Genomic DNA, 19,617 nt, shown 5'->3' on the forward strand with positions numbered 1-19,617 from the left:
TTTTCGGATATTTTAGACTGCACTTTTATAATAATCCTCCATCATTCAATGTTTTTTCTTTCCTGACATACCCATAAGTGTTCCAATCTGTAGACTCAATCAATTTAATATCTGACTCATTTATACTATCACCGTCATTTGCTATCTCATATATCATCATAACATGCATACCTCCATATGTCCCATCACTTGCTGGAACCGCAGGTTCTGTAGGTGTTGCTTCTTTAGATTTATTACAATAGTAAAGTAGATCTCCTACTTTAATATCTGAAAAGTCATACTCTAAAATAGGTATACCCTCGTCATCAATACCTATTCGAACTTTCTCACCTTTTTTCTTAATTAGGTATGAGCTCCTATCATAATAAGGGTAATAAGTATCTATTCTACTTTCTCCCCATGTTGCTGGAATAATATTCCCCCATATATGAGTGCCTTCTCCATACTTATTACCTAAATAACTAGCTGAATTCTTTACAAAACCTATACAATCTGTACCAGCTGTATATCCTGCTGATATATCCTTAGGCCATGCACCACCTCCCATTTGATCAGAAACATTATTAGATAGTGAAGGTAGATAAGCATAGTAATCTTTCCCACTGATTGTTTTCTGCTCACCAGTAATCGATTTGATTATTGAATCTAGAGTTAGTGGATAATTACCTTCTTCATCTGCTTCGGATAAAGTCGAAAGTGTATATTTTGTAGAACTATGGATATAGTTAGCATATAACTCTTCAGGTGCAGTTGTTGAATCCCATGTTAGTGTTACTTCTTGTAAGTTGCTAGTACCACCAGCAACATAGTCTCCGTTTTCTTTAAAGTAGTAATTGAGTAATTTTCTCTGATTATCTGTTTTAAAGTTGAACTCAAAAGGTCCATCCATTCCAATCCAATCATAAGCGACTTTGTTAGCTTGGTTTACTCCTGCACTATGATTTATTGACCAGGTTGATGAATTTATAGAGATTACACTCTGAGTACCATTACCTTGTTCTAACTTGTTATCATCTGTTGATATATTGGTTATATCAAAATCATCCTGTTTATCATGAAATTCATTTACAAGCTTTTCAAAATCATAAACTCTATTCCACTCATTTGGTCCATACCATATACTCTCTTCAGTATCCATTACCTGAGTTGATGTTAGAAACCTAGTTTTTACATCTTCTCCTACTTTATATTCACCCATAACTTCTTCAGCATCTTCTTTAACTGGAGGAGCATTCCATGGAAAGTTATTATTCCAGTCAGCTTCACCTTTACCTTCATTTATGTAAAGATTCGCTCTCCATATCATTTTCTTATCGTATAACGATATGTAATCATGAACTTTTGTTTTTCCACTAATCTCATAGTTATTCTGTAGAGCAAATCTAAGTTGAAGATCATCACCTGCTCTTACCTTCTCATTTATAGGTCTTATTGAGAATTGATTATATAATGTATTAGTTTCTCCATAAACAGTAAACTTTAACTGGTTAGATTCTACAGCTAACTTAAAACCATCTTTAACCTGTCCCAATGAGTTCTTAAATATATCTTGATTGTATTCTATATCATAAGGACTTTTACCCTCTTCATGATTAGTAATATTACCTTTTAGAGTAAATGTAGCAAGAAGTATATGATTTACTCCATCAGTAGCATAAAACTTATATCCCTTACCTTTATTTCTATATATATTAGACTTATCAGCTGTAATTGCAGCTAATTTTTCACTATCATTAGTAAATGTTCCCCTCATATTAGTATTATACGGATCAAGAGGAGGTAATATCGTTACATTTCGATCTTCTTCTTTTAACTTTTCAGGATCATCCCCATAGTTACCTTTAATTTCTATTTTCTCTATAATTAAAAGTTCACCAGTATTAGGAATTAAATTGATCTCATCACCATTAACACTTTTATAATCAACTTCAACATCTAACTCAATTAACTCAGTATCAAAGAACTCAAAGTTATCATTAACATATGAAATGTTGTCACCTGAAGTTGTTGGTTTAACTAACATTCTTCTTAGGTGATATTTTTTCTCTTCACCAGGTTTAGCAAAACCTCCATAGACACCTTCCTCAGATAACCAGACACCTACATTAGCCATTCTAAAACCACTGTTGATAGATACTACTAATATTTTCTTCATATAATCTTCAACAGTTGAGTTAGAATCTAGACCTGTAAAGTCAGCAGATATTATTACACCAATCATTGGTTCTTTGTTAGTGTAGTTAACCAGTATGTCTCCAGGTCTAGCCATTGATAGATCTGGTAGTAGAATCGTAGATCTCTCTAAGTCTGCCTTTGTAAATCTATATGGTTTCTTAAGTTGATCATTAATATCTAATACATGGTAGCTAGGATTTTTCTGGATATAGTTTGCATCTAACTCTTCATCTATTTTAGTGTTAAATACGTTTAGGTAATCACCTGCTATATTAGTCATGGTAAGAGAACCCATAAGTAGACCTAATGAGTCAACACCTGCTGATTTATTAGGGTGGTAAAGACTATTTTGATCAGTAGAATACAGTTGTTCTGTCTCTGATCTTACACCAGGTAGATATGGTTCTATCTCATAAAATGTAGAATCTATACTTGGTAGAGCTGTTTCATATTTACCAGCACCAGCATCTTTCTTTAATGTAATTCCCGCTTCTCTATATAGATCTATCTCATCCACATAACTATCGTAATATGAACTTGTTGCCATAGTTGTTGAAAAAGTACCATTTGCAAATGCTGGATAGTTATCCAAGGTATATACATCCCCTATATACTTCTCCATCAACCATCTTCTAGCTAGATTCTGTTTATATAATTTGTAGTTAAATGTTTTAGGTGTATCTATACCCATAGCAGAGTATGCTATTGGGTTACCCTGAGAGTTACTATAAGGAGATGTAATTAGGTTTTTATCATATATTTTACCTAATGGAGAGTTTTCTTCAACTACACTAGGTCTATTGAATATTTTAACCTCACCATTAAAGTAATTATTTGATCTGTTTGACACATTAAGTAAAGCTCCGTTAACCCACTCTTTAACTTCAACTGAGTTTGTAGCATATACTTTATAGTCAGATTTATTATTCTCATCTTCCGATCTAACACCAGGAGTATACTCTAGAGCCCATGTCATATACTTAAGTGCTGACTCTGCAATATCAATTCCCTCTTGTTCAGTAACTTGTCTGTATTGGTTGTAGTTATACTTTATCTCATCTGTATTGTTTTCATTAACTTTCTTATTTATTAAATATGATAGTACAGGTTTTGAACTCTTACCATTCTCCACTTCAGTTGCAATATAGTTAAGGTATATAGCTATATATGGGTTCTTATTACCATATATCGAGTCAAATGATTTCTCATTTATATCTAAGAAAGGTAGTTTAGCTGTTCTATTTGAGAACTCCTCACTCAATTTACTTATTACACTCTCTTTTCCTAGAATAAAGTGGGATGCAAAAGCTGCTTTAAACTTATTCTGATGCTTTAATAGTTCATAATATTTATCATTAAAGTTCTCAGCGGTTATATAATCTGATACAGATGGAATACTGGATGAGTTAATATCACTAAAAAGTGCTGTAGCATTATCTATAAAATTAGACCTCTCTGCTGTTTCTGTAATACCAGTTACATTACCACCAGCATCTTCATTCTCTGTTATAAAGAATGTGGATAAGAAGAAAATAATTTGTTGTTCATAAGTTAGAGTACTATCATCACCAAAGAATGAATTAAAAAATTCTTCTTCACCACTAAAAAAGTTAGGAGAAACATTCGTATCAATATTATATACTTTTCCACTCTGGGTTATAGTCCATACAGTTAATTTTACTTTGTTTAGAGATGTATCAACTGAGACTTCAACATCTCCATTTGAATTAAACTCAGCAAACAGTGCACTGTCTACTTCAACTGTACCCTTAGAAGTTGTTGATTCCTCATCATTTATAGTAATAGTTTTAGTCTCTGTGGTAGTAATTGATGTAAGTTTTTGTTTAAGTTCAACATTATCATAAATAACATTACCATCTTGATCATATAACGTATCACCGACCTTCACTATTACATATTTAACAGCTTCATCTTGATCTAAGTTATGAAACTTATAGACTATTTTACCGTATCTGTTCTCTGCAGAAACTGCTAGTTCTGCTTTACCATCATCACTCTTTGCAGTTTCTGAACCACTTTTTCCAAATAACGAGAGAGACAGAGTTATCATTGTAATTAGTAGTAGTATTCTTTTTATGTTTTTCATTATCTGTTCCCCCGATCGCTTGGTCGAGCAGGAACTTGTTCCGACCAGACTCTCATACTGTTTGTTCTGTGGTTGTACTTATTCTTCTTGTCTGAGTTAAACCAGTCTAACTCGGGGAAGTAATGGTCTGGGTTCCATTGGTACCACTTCATGTCTTTTATTACTCTCCTGTTCTCTAGTTTGGTAATAGTTGTTTCTATTGGTTCTTCTACCCTGGTTACTTCTAGTTCAAGTAACTGTAGGTTTTGTGAACCAGTTATTGTTAGCTTGTTATCTACTACGTCTGCAGTTAGTTCTATATAAAAGTATCTAGATTGTCTCTCTGTAGGTATCTCTGTTTTAATACCCTCTATAGTTATAGATTGTTTATCGTACCTTACTATTGGACCAACTAGAGCTTTAACCCTGTATAACCCGTTATTTACAAGGTATTCAAAGGAGTCACCATCTTCAAAGGCGATATACTCTTTGGTTATCTTGTTATTACTCCAGTACTTACCCTCTGGAATATCTATGTAAGTAGTCTCACCAACTCTATGTCTATAGTCCTTGTTAAAACCGTAGAACCTACCGTTTTCTTGTTCTTGGTAAGTTGTTACCAGGTTTTGACCAAAGTCAAAGGTTTCTGTAGTGTAGTTATCAACTATGTTTAGAGTTGTTGTAGACTCTTTAATATAATCTTGGTAGATATTAAAGCTAGAGGTTATAGTCGTTAGCCCTGTAATGTTAGGTAATAACTGGTTATTTGTTATTGTTCCGTTATCTACAGACCAGTTGATGTTAGCTTCTATCTCTTCATTGTTAAAGTTTATTACTTTGTAGTTAATAGGTGTTGGTCTATTGTTTAGTACCTGTGAACCAGAAACAGGTTCTAATATCTTAACTTCACCACGGTTAATTACGTTGTAAAATCTACTAGTAGTTATAGTGTCAGTTATTGTTGGGTCTACTGGGTTATTAGCTTCAACCTTAACAATTAGTTCTAGAGTCGTATCCTCATCTACATATGGTAAGTTGAACTCACCACTAAAGTTAGAACCTAGTTCTACCTCTTGGTTATCCCCTAGTTTGTAAGACCATGATCTATTTATCTGACCTTTAATGTTAGATGCTGAGTACCAGTTAAAACTTAAAGGAGTTAGATCTTTAGAAGGGTTAGGACTAAAGATAGTTAAGTCTGCAGCTAAGTTTCTCTTAGCAATTACTATGTTTGCACCACCCTGTTGCCACATTGCTGTTCCTGTAATAGTTGCATAATTGTCTGCTGTAACAACTCTGTGGTAGATGTCCGCCCCACCTACAAAGGCGTACTGGGAGATATCTACATCACTATCTACTAGTGTCCAGGTATCATCTAGCTCTAGTCTGGAGTATTTGTTTCTAAGAACATATAGGTCGATAGTTGTTCCTGCTGTTATTGTTATGAACTTTTTATCCCAGGCATATTTATCATTGTAGTTACCTACAAGCATCTCTCCACCTATTAAGTAGTCAGGTAGAGACTCTATTTTGTTATACTTACCAAACTTTTTCTCGTTCCCTCTGTTTTTAAAGATATATAGTGGATCTCCAACTTGTACATCCCTATTAACATATCTATTACCACTACCCCATGAGTATTTGAACTCTTTAATTAGGTCTACAGGTTCTACATCAGATAGATCAAGAACTATAGCGTTCCAACCAGAATCCCTACCAGCGTTATCTACAGACCGGAATGTAATATCATACATAATCCCAGCAGGTAGGTTAATTGGGTCTAAGTAGTTTTGAACATCAGCACCATTAACTCTGTACTCTATTCTATTAACCCCACTATATGAATCTGTAGCACTTAAGTAGACTGTACTAAACTCATCATCTTCGTAGATCTCATACTCTATTGTTGGATTATTAAGGTCTATAATTCTTTCGTCAGTTTTTATCTCTTCTAGGTTTCCAGCTCTATCCTCTGCATACCATGAGAATGTGTAATCACCCTCTTCAGTAATCTCTACAGCTCTACTGTAGATATGTTTATCCCCATTTAACTCATAGTGAATATACTCTACTCCGCTAGTTTCATCTGTTGCAGATAGGTTGTAGATTACATTAGATATAGTGTAACCGTTTAATCCTTCTTGAGCTGTTATTAGGTTTGTAGTAACAGGTATTGAGGTATCAACTTTAAAGTATCTAGACTCTGTTAATCCTCTTAGGCCGTTAGAGTCTACACCGTAACCAGAGAATGAATATTCACCATCTGGTAGGTTTAGCCCTTCTGTGTAGTTTTTGAATATGGAACTATTGTACTTGTAGTTGCCCTCTTTAACAAAAGTCTCAGGATCGTTGATGTTTAGTTCTACTATAGGTGTTGTTCTGTAGTAGTCGTTGTTACCATCAGGTGTTGCTGGGTTAGACACAATTGTTGTAGTTGGAGAGAAGATATTATCTCTACCGTTGTAACATGTAACTACCCCAGCCTGATCTATAGTGAATAACTCTTCACCTACTATTACAGCATCATGTTGTGGTTCCTGAATTGTCCAGATGTTCTTACCGTTGTAGATGTTTTTAGCCTCTAGTCCTCTATCTCCTGCTACAAAGAACTTCTCTTTAGCAGATATTATAGTCCCACTAATTGTAGGAGTAGTTATCTCCTTATCTAAGGTTGTTTTGTTATAGATATGGGTTAGACCATCAACTAAAATTAAGATGTTTTTATCAGTTAGAACTAGCTCTCCATCTGTTAGTATGATCTGTTTTGTTACTACTTGTTTGTAGTTCTCATCTAAAATTGTTAAATCACCAATTTTTGATAGTAAGACTATGTTATTAGAGTCTGTTACAACCTTTTCTATATCTGCTATAGAGTCGTAAACCTCTACCCAACTGTTCTCTACTAGTAGTTGTAGGCTACCTTTACCTGTTCTGTAAAGTTGGTTTTTAAACCAGATAGTGTTGTCTAATGTTATATCTAACTGGTTAGTTAACTGACCATCTGTTAGGTTAATGACTAATGTCTCAACTTCTGTTTCCAGTAGTAGGTTAAAACCATCTGTGGAGAAGTTTGTAACACCATCTCTACTCCACTTCTTATTACCTAAACTCACTTCCCATGCAGTAAAGTTATTATCTTTATCTAATGTGAATAGGGTTTCTGAGCTATAGAAGTAGTCAGAGAACTCACCATCTATAGTGTATAGAGGCATACCTGATGTTGCTGATAGTACGTTTATACCGTTATCCCCTAGGGCGAAGACTTTGTTGTTACCAATTAGAATCTTAGTAGCCATTTGCTGTGTCTTTGTATTCCATTTAACTCTGTTATCAGCTGGTGATGGTGTTGGGTTGTATCTAGAGTTACCACCATCTTTACCAGATAATGACCAGGAGTTCTCCTCAATTGTTATTTTAAACTCTTTAGTTATAACTCTACCTGTTTCATCTTTTGCAAGAACTACAACTATTTTATTCTCAGCACCAAAGTTTGCCTTACCAGAGATTAATCCTGACTTAGATAGGGTTAATCCTGCTGGAAGGTCGTCCTCTTCCTGGAGTGTGTACTGGGTTTCACCTTCACCGTTCTCTGTTATAAGTTGGAAGCTAGAGTCGACACCCTCCATAAATGATGGGATAGACTGGGTAGTGAATACGAATGCATCACCGACCTGTACCTCAATAACCTTCTCTACTCTAATATCACCATCGGTACCAACTATTGAAATTGGGTATGTTCCATTAGGAATTGAGTGGGCCAGTGTTATAGATAGTGTAGTCTCACCATTTAGTTTAAGGTAACTATCTGCAATGTAGGCTGTAATAGCCTCTGATTGGTTATCTACTTCTAGGTTTACATACTCTGAGTACCCAGAAATAACAACATTAACATCTTTAGACTCACCTGGTTGCATTCTATAGTCATCATCTTCTGGATATATCTTGTATCCTCTCTCTTTAACATGTAGGGATATAGTGTTAGAAGTGGTTGTTCCTTCTACTACTCTAATATCACCACTTAGAGTTGAGTTTGAAATTTTGATTGTTAGGATATCTAGATCTCTTCCAGTTACTTCCTGTTTAGTATCACCTATATAAACTTCTGAAGTTTCTGAGAAACCAAACCCAAAGATAGATAACTCATCACCTGTTAGTATTGAGTAGTTAGATAGGGATGAAATCGTTGGATTTATGGTGTTGTTTGTAACCTTAATCTCAGCTCGTATACTGTTATCTTCTATATCATCTATTGTAAAGAAATAGGTTCCAGGTTCTGTACCTGTTGGAACATCTATTAAAATATCTTCAAGTGTATCTGCTAGAACATTTGTAGTATACCAACTACTACTCCAACCCTCAGGAAGGTTATTAACAGTGAATGGGACACTACTGTTAAAATCATTTAACCCAGAAAGAGAGAAAATTAGTTTTGTAGAATTACCAGGATTAACAACTGAGTATCCCTTGAATGTTGCGATACTCCATGTAGGACCTTCAACTTCTACATCAATTGTGTTCTCTTCACCACTTGGGGATACAACAGTTATTGTTCGATTTCCCTGTTTCGTATCAAATGGAACATCCGCAGCTAGTCGTCCAAATGTTTTATCTTTAGTAGGAAGCTCTACACCATCTAGTAGTAGTTTAGTACCATCCACAAAACCTGAACCGTATATCTCAAAGTTCTTGGTTTCACCTTGACTCCATATCGCTGGAGATACTGAGTCTAACATTACAGGAGGATGGGTAACTTTTAATGTCAAAGGTATCTCTATTTTGTTATCCAAATTACCCATATTGTTAATAGTTAATATGTAACTATAAGTTCCAGGTACTGTATAACTATTTGTAGCTATAGTATAGTTTAGAGTCTCATGTCCACTGGTAATATCTATTAAACTATTATCTAATTTTGGATATATTCCCCAGGATTGACCTTCTTCGTACTGCTCTGGTGTTAAGCTGTTAAATTCACCTGTAATAAAATCGTAGGAGGAGTTTGTTGTTGTTGGAAAATCTACAATAATATCAACTGTATCTGTAACAGAATCCCCTACATTTGTCTCTAGTATTATTGAGTCTCTCTCTGTTCTTATATTATTTAGATTTTCAGTGACATCAGCCAAAGATATCTCTTTAGCAATTGATTGGGCACCATATGCACCATTAGAGTCTTTTGCTTTTATTGTTGCTATATAATCATCTTTTTCTAGTCCAGGTATTGTAAATTTAGTCATCTGGCCTAGATAGAAATCTTTACTTACACCACTATTTTTATTAGTTAGAGTTAAACTATAACCAGCTACTCTTACACTATCTAGTTTGTCAAAGCTAACAACTAAGTCCCCATCTTTTGTTTTAGATAGTAATATATTATCTACAGCAGCTAGAGGTTCCTTATAGTTGTTAATTAGTAGTGAACCACCAATAAACTCTATTAAGTTAGCGTCTATACCGTTATCTACAGATACATAGATATAATTTTCACCATCTACTAAAGTTGAAGGATCAATTTTTGTTGAAAAACTACCATTAGAATCTAATGTTGTCTGAGCTATCTTGTACCCTGTAAATTCATTCATATCTTCTCTTGCGAACAACTCAACTGTTTGACCTTCCTCCATTCCAGTAGTTGACCCGGATACTGTTAAAGGCTCTGTTATATATCTATTTGTGTAACCGAATGTATCAACAAATAGTTCTGGCTGTTTCTGGTTTCCAAAAACTGTAACACTATAACTATCATCAGATGGCATGTTATCTACTCTTAAAGTCCAGGAACCAGCTTGAGGTTTATTTACAATAAAGTACATACCCCACTCTGTTCTGTCTACAGTTACATTAGGGTCTGCTACAGTATACTCTGTTCCATCAGCAGCTATTGCTGTTAATTCAGGATCCCCTTCTCCGTAGTTTACTAAGAATATTAGGGTATCAACATCCTCCGACTCACTACTAACTCCAGATCTGGTTAACTTAGTCTTATTCTCCCCAGGAATAGAAAAGTTGTAACTATTAGCAATACTAGATGTTCCTCTACTATCTATGTTAAAAATTCTATCGTTATTATTCTTTTCAGCCGATAACCCGCTTCTTGAAAATGGATTATACAGTGTGTACTGGCTAGCACCCCAAAGATCAAGCTTTCCATTAGAGTTGGCAAAAACATTTAAGTTAAACCATGCTATATTTATACCACCCTTAATTCCATCGACCCAACCAGACCCCTTTTTAAACCGACCAAACTGGGCGTATCCTTTAGCTAACCACTCAGTTCTAGATGGAATATTTACCTCTGGAATTGTTACAAACCATAGTTTCTTTCGTTTTGAGTGAAAAAGAGCTCCTTTCTCAATTCCAAAATCGACATCTGCTGTACCTGAGACTATAGTTTGACCATTCTGATCATATACAAATACCTGGACGGTACCACGAACAACAGCAAGAGTTACCTGTAGTTTTCCATAAAAACCTCTACCTGTTATTGCTGCAAGTACTTCTGCTCTAGCGGTACCGTTAAGAACAACGAGATCTCCTCTAAATGCCCAGTCCCAGTCTGTAATATCTAACCAGATATCAGCATCACCTCTTACTTGAGATCCACCAGTTGAGTCTACAACAGTTAAACCTAGCTGTATCCTTGTTCCATTATCAAACATAGACCGTAGGCTGCTTGGTATCTCTATTGGAGGACCAAAAGTTAGACCACCTCTTATGCCGTTTAAGAACATACCTGTTGATGCCATAGGTATACCAACTCCTGGTGCTTCCCATGAAAAGTATGCCTGCTCTAAACCTATTGGGTATAAATTACTTGGATTTGTAAAGCTCACTTTAGTTCCAAATGTACCCATTCCAGGCACTATTAATTTACCACCACCTTTAACATAGTAGCTATCTTTGTTAACGCTGAATGAGACCTTAATATCCTTAAAACCCATTCCATCACCAACTGTAAAGTCTGGTAGTGCTATATCCCCACCACTAATGTTTAATGATGATGGAGTAACTTCTACTCCATTTATACCTATTTCAACTCCACCTACAAAGTCTGGGGTTTTACAATATACCTTATCAAAGGATACTCTACCGTTAACAGCATCTAAGGCTGGTTCGATTAATATAATTTTAAATCCTGCAATATTTGGGGACTCTATCTTATCTAGGACACACTCCCCAAAAAATGTTCCGTTATAGTCGAAACCTGCATTGTTAAATCCAACCTTCTGTCCACCCATCTGTGATGGTAGTTTAATTCTAAATGTATCCATTGTAATTCTGTCTGCATTTACTACAAAGTTTGTTATATCTGTTGTAAACCCACCTACAGTTACTGTTGCATTAGATATTCCTGCTGATATATCTATTATATCACCACCCCAGTCCATTACAAACTTCTCTAGTAGAATAGATTCTGGTAATCCTTCAGCAAGGGATGATGGAAGGTTTAACTGTCCAACTAGGGATATTCCACTATTACTAACTGTTATATCGTTAAACACAAAATCCATACCTGCAAATAGCGGTGCTGTTATATTTCCTTCTACTCCAGCTTCAAAGGATATAAGTCCACTATTTGTAGATACTTTAAGATCGTTTATATTAAACTTATCTACACCAAGACCATCCTTAACTGCTGTTGGCATTACTATACTACCACCAAAATCAAAGACTAGATCATTAGTTCCAACAGGTTCATATAGTACATTTATAGTTCCATCTTCTAGACTTAACTCTCCATAGATATCTATATTTAGGTTACTTACACCCATATCGAGGGCTAATATTTTACCTGTTGCATCAAATTTAAATGTATGTACAGGTATCTCTAACCCTGCTATTCCCTCTGGAAGAGCGTCTCCCTCTGGTAGTTTTGCAGCTGCAGTTAAATCTATAATAAATGATTTACCATCATCGGATTTTAAAAAGTTAAGGTTTGCTCCCTTACTACCATCGTATTCACCATTAGAAAGACCTCTAACATTTAGGTCACCAAATAGTTTTAACTCAGGACTTAAGGTAACATCGAAATCGATATCCCCAATAATTCCGTTACTATCTATAGAGAATGCAGATATAGAGGATTTAGTTCCAGCTATACCATCTGGGAATGTTGAACCTAGCTCTATAAGGTTACTATTTACACCACTAGGTAAGGTGGAGAATGTAAAGAGACCATTGTCGTCATCCATATCGATCCCAAGTTTCCAGTTTTCCATATAGATTCCAGCAAACAACTCTCTTCTATCTTCTAGTTCAAATGTAGAGTAGAAGTTAGATACTTTTCCATTTTGATCAATGGTAAATGTCTCAACTGTTGCTACTGTATTCTTCAAAAAGTTTGGTAAATTAGGGGCATCTAAGGTTATAGATGTACCTGTAACAGATAGTTCAAATAGCTCTGTCTCTTTAGCATATTTAAGACCTAACCCCTTAGTCTCTACAGTGTTTTCAAGCATTGTAAAGATAAAACCATTACCATTTTCATCTACAAAGTCACCTTGAACATCGAATCGCTCAATACTGCCTGTTGTTACATTGACCTTTATACCAAACTCATCTGCCTTATCACCAATATTTAGGGCTTTCCCAGCAATGCCTGTAGGAAAATCATAACCTAATACAGCTCTAGCCGATGCTCCTAAAAAGAGATCATCACCCTCTTTAATTAGGGCAAGTTTCCAGCTATCTGAAGTTGGCACCGGTTCTAGATAGAATAACTCATCGAATAGAGGTAGAGATTCTGTTTTGCTAGCTGACACACTTAAATCCCCAACACTGAAATCATTCTTTATCTGAAGCGTATGGATGGATAAAGTGGTATTATCTAATCCCTCTGGGAATTTTGGATCGTTTGGATCATTCTCAGGTATAAATACGGAACCTTCTGTAATCTCTAATCCTCTCTCTTCGCTTAGCGCTAACTCCTGTAGTGCAAAGTCCAGATCTTTATATCTGTATGATAGGTTAGAAGCTTTAATGCTCTTAACCTCAAAATACTTTTCATCTCCTGTAGGTTCAGGAATAATTGTTATATTCTCAATTTTTAATTGCGGTTTTTCACTTCCATTTGAGTTAAACTCTTTTGGAAGATCTACTGTACCTTCATTTACTATAAGGTTAAAGTCCTGATCTACAGTAATACCTGTAATTGTGGCATCCCACTGATCAAAGATTCTAAAGTCTATAGAGTCATCTAGAGATAGATTGAATCTTAGCTCACCCTGATCCATATCATATGGAACCTCTAGCTCTTTTATAGAGAATCTCTTACCTGCTAACTCCTGAACACCAAAGTCTCCAGGTAGCCTAACCCCACCGGAGAATGAGATTCCATCAACAGTGTTGACAGGAAGCTCCCCAAATCCTAAATCGTCTATATAAAATGTATATCCCCACATATCAAATGGATCTACTCTAGAGCTTCCTAACTCGAAGCTACCATCAGAGTTGATCTTAAAGTTTGTCAGTTCAACCTCTTTATTCTCCATCGTGTCTGGGAGAGTAATATTCCCTTCACCAATGGAGAAACCTTCACCATTAAGATATATATCGTGAAAGTTAAAATGGGTATTAAAAGCATCGAATTCTAGATGAGGTACAGCTGTATCGGAAGTTACTGTACCATCTCCATGGAGTGTAAGGTGGTCAAAATATATGTACTCTGCTGCAAAGTTCTCTGGTAGAGTTACAAATGAGCTTAGATTAATTCCATCATCTGTTAATCTAATAGATTTAACTGTAAATGTTACCTCATCCCCTATTGGATTGAAGCTAAATGGAGTAAAATCCTCTCCACCAAATTTTATCTCTCCGGAAGCGTAATACTCTATTGGACCCAACTCATGTCCGTTTAATCCTACTATTTTAAGTGTGTTTTCATCTGTTAATAGACCATCGGAGTCGATAGAAATACCGTAACCTCTTAGGGGAATTGCACCTACAAAGTAGTCAACTTCATCAACCTCTTTTAAGGTGATAATCTCACCATATCCATTTAATAATACATCTTGATCTGGATAATTTAACCCAACACTACCTTCTGGGTTCTGTAGGGCTTCAGGAAATAGGATCTGACCAGATAGTAGAATCCCGTTATCTGTTAACTTATAACTACTAGCTGTTACATCAAAGCCATTCTCAGATATAAAGTTTATATTTGACGGCTCAGATATGGTCTCTGCTATTGTTCCATTAGAGTCTAATTTAATAGAAGATAGCAGAAGAGTCTGAGAACCCATTGTAGAGAAAAGTCTAATCTCCCCTGATTCTATATTTATTATGTTCTTATCTACTGAGATACTGTCTGCTAAGACTCTCCAATCTCCAATATTAATAAACTGTTTACTATCAGTAATACCAGAGTTAGAGATACCTCCTGGGGTGTAGTTAAAATCGTTAAAAGTTATCTCTCTTCTACCATATTCCTCAGGTAGTGATAGTGAAGCTTTAGAGTATAGTCCGTCTGCTCTTTGCTCAAACTCAGCTAAGCTGTAGTTCCACCCATCTTTAGTAATTTGTTTTACAGTATCTGAAGCACCATAGTATATTACACCATTACCAGAGAACTCTAAACCTTTAAACTTTAACCCATTTAGGTGTTTTTCATCTGGATTTGCCGTATCTAGTGTCAGGGATCCTACTGTTATTTTAAAGTCTGAACCAATATATTGTAAATTACTAGCCTGGTAGTTGAATCCCTCTATAATAACTTTGTGACTATTTGTAACATCAGAGTCTCCCAGGTTTCCTGCTCGATCTAACAGTAGGTTATGTAAAGTAAATGGTTCACCTTTTACATAATCATCTAATGCTAGTTCAATTTCTCTGAACATTATTGTGTAGTCTAGTCCGTTAGAACCTAAACCTAAAGATTTTACTGTTAAACCAGAACCAAAACTATGATCAACCTTGATTTCATTATCTATATTCCATATACCTTCGTCTATTACACTAAAATCTAAAGAAGATATAATAAGCGGTTTTACAACATCTGATAGTTCTGTCTCTCCACCGTAGGTATCTGTCAAAGTTAAGATTCCTCCATTAATCTCTATTTGGCTTCCTACAACCTCAATATCTGTAGCGGTTAACGAGTAACCAGAGTAATCTAACTCCAGTCTAGTCTCTAATTTTGCTGCAATATCTTCATCCAGAGATTCACCACTAAATGTATGCCCACTAAATCTATAATTATAATCACCAACACTAAAAGACCCTTCTGTGGTAAATCCATACTCTGTAAAGTCTATATCATCGACACTAAAGTTGGTTCCATTGTAATCATATGAGAAGTTATCGAAACTAAAACTTTTACCTTTAGTTACAATACCTTCATAGGAGATCTCTAAATCTTTGAATCTTACGGAGTTACTTATCTCTCCACTTACTACAAACTCTTGGTTATGAACTATTAACTCGCCATCTGCAATAATTATTTTATTTTCTCTTAATATTGCTTTTTCAACTTTAATACTGTAATTTTCTGTTTCTATAGTAAATGGATCTGCTGGGCTACCTACAAAATCTCCTTCCAATATTTTCCAGTTTGAGTTAAGTAGTATTTTTACTAATGACACGCTCTTATCATTTCTAAATATAGAAAAACCTCGCCCGTTACTAGATTCTTTAGGTAAATAACCTGTGGAAATTCTTAAGTTTTTTCCACTTAAGATAAATTCTAAATCTTCATCTGATTTTATTACCCAGTTATTACTACTATCAAACTGTTTGTATCCAGTATACAGAGCAGATATTGGCTTATCTGAACTTAAACTTTTTGAGGAAGATAGTAATAGATTATTATTAAATTGTGCTATTCTATTTTCTGGTAATGTAATATACGGTTCAAAAATCTCTAAACCTAACTCATCAAGAACTAAACCATAGGATTTTAGTGCATAACCACGAATCATAAACTCCAAAGGGTTATCCTCTAACTCAATAAGTTTGTATTCTCCATTTTTAAATTCTGTTAATTTATCCTTAAAATCTAAGTTTACTTTAGTTATTTCAACACTGTTTTGCTTAAGTCCTAAAGCTTTAGGTAGTAAAAGTTCAGCTATTGGGTCTACTAAGGTTTGCCCTACTACTCTATATCCATAATATTCATTATCAAAAGGAATTGAATATGCGGGCGCTGTATCAATAATACCTTCACTATCAAAAAAAAGATGTTTTATCTCTTTATTCCCTGCTTTGTCAAAAATCTCTAATTGAGCTCTATATTTTTTTATTTTTTTGTCTAAACCAATAACTGAAAATGTGTTTGTTTCTGGGGCTAAGATCTCTTTTCCACTTGTTACTGGAAAAATAAGTTCTGATCCATTATCTAAAGAGTATAAAGAAAACGTTAATCTCTCAACTCCGGATTTATTATCTTCTACTACTCCCCAAGTAAAGTTTAAATTATTAAAATTTTCATAATCTTCAATATCTACAGATAAGTAGATATCATCATCTGTAATAGGTTCAATTGTGGGTTTTTCAGAATCAAAATATACCGTATGATAATCAGCATTCTTTTTTCCTGTCCAATCCTCAGCTACTAATATAAAACTTACTTGCCCACACTCTAAATTTTTATCTAAGCCCTGACTAACAAAACTTTGAAGATCGAAAATTTTCTCTCTTTTAGTAGTTTCTCCCCAACCTTGTATATCTATATTATTTGGATCCGCAATATATTCATCTAGGTCTTGAGTAAATGTTTCCATATTAACAAACTTATAGTAGTATTTTTTAATTCCTGTTAAATCTTTGGGTTCTAACCATGAAAACTGTGCTTTTGTTGCCGAATAGTATTTTTTATCTATAGAATGTGTATCTGAATCTATTCTAATATTTTTTGGATTAGAGAGGTCTACTCTAAAGGTATAAACCTCTTCTTCACTTAATTTCCCATTATTAGACTCTGCAACAACTCCTAAGTAGTAGTATTCAAATACTGAGGTATTTTCATTATAACCATTCTCCTCTAAACCAACTAATTCAAGCTTTGAAATAGTTGTGCCTTCTGATATATATTCACTAAAAATACTATAAAATTCACTTTTATAAAGTTTATAATGATACTGTTTTATACCTGCCATTCCAGCGTCTGCACTAAAACTAAAGTAGGCATCATCTAATGCGACAGTATCTCTTTCAGAGTTGGCTTCAGGGTGGGATGTTGATTTTATTTTTAAATTAGATGGGGAAACGCTATCAATAATTACTGGAAGTGATTTACTTAGCTCTGATCTATTTCCTCCATAGTCAATAGCTACACTCTTTATATATGTTACACCATTAAGTAGTGTTACCTTATATTTCCCATCTTCAAATATTGAAGCAATAGGAGAAAAATCACCATCGATATCTCTGGAACTGTAGAACTCATAGTAAGATACATCCCCATCACGATCTAATACTCTATCGCTTCCTGTTGGGGCTAAATATACATCCTTATCACTGCTAAATCCAGTTTCTGTAATAGTTTTATATAAATCGTCTTCTTTTATATATGTTGTGAATGAATCTGCAACTGGGGATGTTTTATCAACTATAAACTCTAAGCCCTCTGTAGATTCTCCATAGTTACCTACATCATCCTTAACTCTAAAGTAGATATAATAGAATCCTTCTGGTCTACTCTCTACATCGATCTGAGTTTTTCCATCAGCTGTAGTGAGATCAAGCCATGTATCGTCAATTCTATATTGAAGAGTATCAATATCAACATCAAGATCGTCCCATGATGGTAAACTTTTAAATGATAGTTTCCCATCTAGTAGATATCCTAGATTATCTAGTTGTCCTAAAGAGCTAAACTCTGGCCCCTTTGTATCTTTAATAAATTCTATACTTGTAGGGTCTGAAATATTATTTGCCCCATCGGTATAACGCAAATATAATTTCTGGGAACCATCTACACCACTATACCTAACAGTTAAATCCTCAGGTAATGCTGTCCAGGTTAACTTATCAAAGCTATATTCTAAATTACTGTAATTAGCAGAAAAAGAGCTACTTAGCGTACCATAGTCACTAATTAGCGGAAGTGATTTTAAAACAATTTCAGAAATTGTTTTAGAATTAACAAGAGATCCACTAGATATGATTACTGGCTTCTTTCTGTCGATTCTCACAGTAACTTCTTTTGCTTTTATACTTTGATTTCCTGCACTATCTATAGCAACTATTTGATATCTATATATATCGTAATGGTTCTCATTTTCTTCATTTAAAATCGATAAAAATGTAGGTCTTATATCACTAACTTTAACAGTATCGTCTAGGATAACTTCACCTCTTTTGGTTTTATATTTATGATCTAATAATTTGTAGTTTACTGTGGAAGAAGAATCATTAGTAAATGTTTTTAATGTTAATGAAGAGTTCTCCCAGTTAAAATGAATAATATCCTGGCTTGAACTTTGTAATATTTCTTTATCACTATTTAATAGTTCTATTTTAGTTATTTCTGGTTCAATATCGTCATACTCTAACATATATTTCCCAGTTACAATTTGCTCATTACCAAAAATATCCTTAACTTTTATATCTATTTTATTAGAACCATTAACCAAGCTATTTAAGTTAAGTGTTGTTGTATTACTGCTACCATCTGAGCTTTGCCAGTTACCACCGTTTAAACTATATCTCCAGCTATAACTATCAATATCGCTACGGTCTGTTGCAATGAAAAGTATAGAGACATTACTATTGACAGTCTTATCAAAATCATATGTTGTTATAATTTCAGGAGGAGTATTATCAATATTATCAATACTAACAGATTCGGTTCGAAAATTTCCAACCTTATCTATAATCTTAAATTCTACAGTGCAGTTTTCTGTAACTGTAAAACTTCTACTAACCGAGTGTAAACTATCTATAGATTCTTCATCAGAGTAGAGTGTTATCGGTCCAAGTTTATCATATGGTAGGTCATAAATAATATACTCAACCCCAGATCCTAGATCTTCAGCATGAATTGTAACATCTAAAGACCCTTTAACAACATCTGTAGTTGATAACGTTGTTGTTGGTTTTTCTGGTTTTATAGTATCAACTCTAGGAATAATAATATCTGAATATGTTGTATTACCAGCTTTATCAGTAGCTCTTACCCAAAATGGATCATAGGAACTAATATTATTTTTATTTATAGTTGCAACTTCATAATCTACAATAGTTACTCCACCTGCATCTTTGTACTCACGCACTGTTTCATAGGGTACAGATGTCCAATTAAATTCATCATTAGATATTTCAAAAGATTCTATACCTTCATAACTAAAGTCTGATGCAATATGATTCTCAGAATCAAAGAAGTTGTTATTAACATCCCTCATAGAGATTATTAAATTTTT

The 19,617-nt window shown here is 34.5% G+C and carries 2 protein-coding genes; both read right to left on the reverse strand.

What is annotated here, in order from left to right; all coding sequences use genetic code 11:
• Positions 1 to 25: 25 nt before the first annotated feature.
• Positions 26 to 4,282, reverse strand: a complete 4,257-nt coding sequence (locus EW093_RS05600; RefSeq protein ID WP_149567451.1) for a hypothetical protein — start codon at positions 4,280 to 4,282, stop codon at positions 26 to 28.
• Positions 4,282 to 19,599: an OmpL47-type beta-barrel domain-containing protein gene (locus tag EW093_RS05605; protein ID WP_149567452.1), complete on the reverse strand. Its 15,318-nt coding sequence runs from the start codon at positions 19,597 to 19,599 to the stop codon at positions 4,282 to 4,284. The genes EW093_RS05600 and EW093_RS05605 overlap by 1 nt, the downstream gene beginning before the upstream one ends.
• Between the last annotated feature and the right edge of the window lie 18 nt (positions 19,600 to 19,617).

The sequence above is a fragment of the Thiospirochaeta perfilievii genome, assembly GCF_008329945.1.
Classification (GTDB): Bacteria; Spirochaetota; Spirochaetia; order DSM-2461; family DSM-2461; genus Thiospirochaeta; species Thiospirochaeta perfilievii.